This window comes from Mesorhizobium sp. M7A.F.Ca.CA.001.08.2.1, from assembly GCF_003998455.1.
GTDB lineage: Bacteria > Pseudomonadota > Alphaproteobacteria > Rhizobiales > Rhizobiaceae > Mesorhizobium > Mesorhizobium ciceri.
In genome coordinates, this window is record NZ_RZPW01000911.1 from 1 (window position 1) to 2,243 (window position 2,243).

General features: G+C 61.1%; 4 protein-coding genes. 1 reads left to right on the plus strand and 3 read right to left on the minus strand.

The genetic code is table 11. The annotated features are described in order from the left end of the window. The 3 genes from EN914_RS32785 to EN914_RS32795 form a co-directional block, all read right to left on the minus strand. On the minus strand, nt 1-481 hold a 481-nt coding region (locus EN914_RS32785), incomplete at its 3' end, for an aldehyde dehydrogenase family protein (RefSeq protein ID WP_127218917.1). 160 nt (nt 482-641) lie between these two features. Continuing rightward, a complete protein-coding gene (locus EN914_RS32790; protein ID WP_024501787.1) occupies nt 642-1,025 on the minus strand; it encodes an ACT domain-containing protein in 384 nt (127 codons plus the stop codon). Nucleotides 1,026-1,040: 15 nt separating this feature from the next. Further along, nucleotides 1,041-1,520: an N-acetyltransferase gene (locus EN914_RS32795; RefSeq protein ID WP_024501788.1), complete on the minus strand. Its 480-nt coding sequence runs from the start codon at nt 1,518-1,520 to the stop codon at nt 1,041-1,043. A 317-nt stretch (nt 1,521-1,837) separates the two neighbouring features. On the opposite strand from EN914_RS32795, the gene EN914_RS32800 reads away from it, so the two are divergent. Beyond that, the coding region (locus EN914_RS32800; RefSeq protein ID WP_164779091.1) for a cation transporter at nt 1,838-2,243 on the plus strand (406 nt) is incomplete at its 3' end.

Consider the following 2,243-nt stretch of genomic DNA (forward strand, 5'->3'; position numbering starts at 1 on the left):
GCGCCGGACCCACCTTGCAGGTGATCTGGTTGAGCGGCCAGTTCCACGGCGTGATCAGCCCGACGACACCGATCGGCTCCTTGACCACGAGATGATTGCCCTTCACGTGGCGGAATTCGAAAGCCTTCAGCGTCTCGGCCATTTTGGTCAGATGCGCCAGCCCAATGCCGACCTGGCTGTCCAACGCCATCTGGCGCGGCGCGCCCATCTCGCGCGACACGGCAACCGCAAGATCGCCACTGCGCTTCTTGTAGACCGCGATGATGCGATTCAACAGGTCGAGCCGCTCGCTAACTTCGGTGAAACCAAAGCTGTTGAAGGCGCGCTTGGCGGCAGCCACCGCCTTGTCGACATCGGCCTTTGAGCCGAGCGAAATCTGCGCAAAAGCGTCCTCATTCGAGGGATCGATGACGTCCAATGTGTTGGGCACAACAGGATCGACCCACGCGCCATCGATGTAGAACTGCAGATTGTGTGACATGGTTTTCTCCTTGGCCGCATGGTCGCGCCGGGCCGTCATATCTGGCTGGAGATAACGATGCACAAACGCCGCTGTCAAACACAACCCCCGAAGTGGTTGAGCCAGTGCGGCAGTGATTGAGCCAGAGCGGTTGGGCAGCAACCGGCTTGGTGAGGATGGACTACAGCAAGGTATGCCCGGCCTCGACCAGAAACCGCCTCGCCGCGGCCTGATCCGTGGCTTTCACCAGGAGATGGTCGCCATCGAAAGTGGACACCACGAAGATGCCCAACCCGTTTTCCGACAACGGCCTGATGACCGACAGCACGATACCGGTTTCGTCGAAGGCGAACGGGCCCAGGAGCTTGAAGGCCACCCAGTCGATATCCTGCTTGACGGCATGCGGCACGCGGTCCTGCAGGCAAACGATCGAAAACTCGTCGTCGGTCCTTGTGATGCTGACGAAGCCTGGTCCGTCCGCCCAACCGGGAATGGTTTCGCCCGCCGCCAGCCGGGAAACCGCGTAAGACCCCGGGAGTTGCTTAAGCCTGACCTTGGCAGCCATTATCGAAATCCTTCCTCAGATCGCCGGTGATCCCGCTAGCCTCTTGCTCATATAGACCGTCATGCCGCCCATGAACGGCTCGTCCCGATCCACGATATAGCCCTGCCTCTTGTAGAGCGATACGTTCGCCTCGAACGCGCCATTGGTCAGCAGGCGAAGCTCGTCGCGGCCCGACTCGATCGCCTTGCGCTCGGCCCACTCCAGCAACAGCCGGCCAATCCCCCTGCCCTGCGCATCCGGTGCGACACAGACATTCTCGATCCACAGGTGATCCTCGGCCAGCATGGTTTCAATCATTCCCACGATCCGATCATCCTCGACGGCGAGATCGAACGGATGCTCGGCAACAGCCTTCTCGTAGTCGGCGCGCATCGGCAGAGGCTCGCGGCCGATCACCGCTACCCATTTGGCATAGGCGGCGCGCACGATATCCCGGATCGCGGCGGCGTCAGCGGGCGCGGCCGGCCGAAGCCGGATGGAAGAATTGTTGGTCATCAAACTGCTCCAGACATGAAAAATCCCGCCGGCGGTTTCGCGGGCGGGGCTGGAAACGAAAGAACCGGGTCTATCCTGCCGGTCTTTGTCGTCGCGCAATCAGCTTGCCGCTCCGCACTGTGCAGGGGCGACGTCGCTTGGTGATGGCTGGCGCGAAAACGAACATGGCGCCAAGTTGGAACAGGAAGCGCGGCGATGTCAAGGCGACCGCTCGATCGACAGTGTCTCGCATGGCGACAAGGTTCTGGTCCTCGCGCCCGCAGGGCATAGAATCGCTATATGCTTTGTGCCAACGGCAGCTGATCGATGGGCAAACTATGACCGGGACGCTGAACAAAGCGGTGCGGATGGTGGCCATCCTGAACCTGGCCTATTTCGGGATCGAATTTGCCGTAGCCGTTTGGATCGGATCGGTATCGCTGTTCGCGGACAGCATCGATTTTCTGGAGGACGCATCCGTCAATCTCCTGATCATGGTCGCGTTGGGCTGGACCGTCCGCAATCGAGCGCGGCTCGGAATGGCGCTGGCCGGGATACTTCTGATCCCCGCATTGGCGACCCTTTGGACAGCCTGGGAGAAATTCAACATTCCAATTCCGCCAGCTCCCGTTCCGCTAACGCTCACAGCGGCTGGCGCGATCCTCGTCAACCTGTCGTGCGCGCTCATGCTCGCTCGCTATCGCGATCACAGCGGCAGCCTCACCCGCGCCGCCTTCCTGTCGG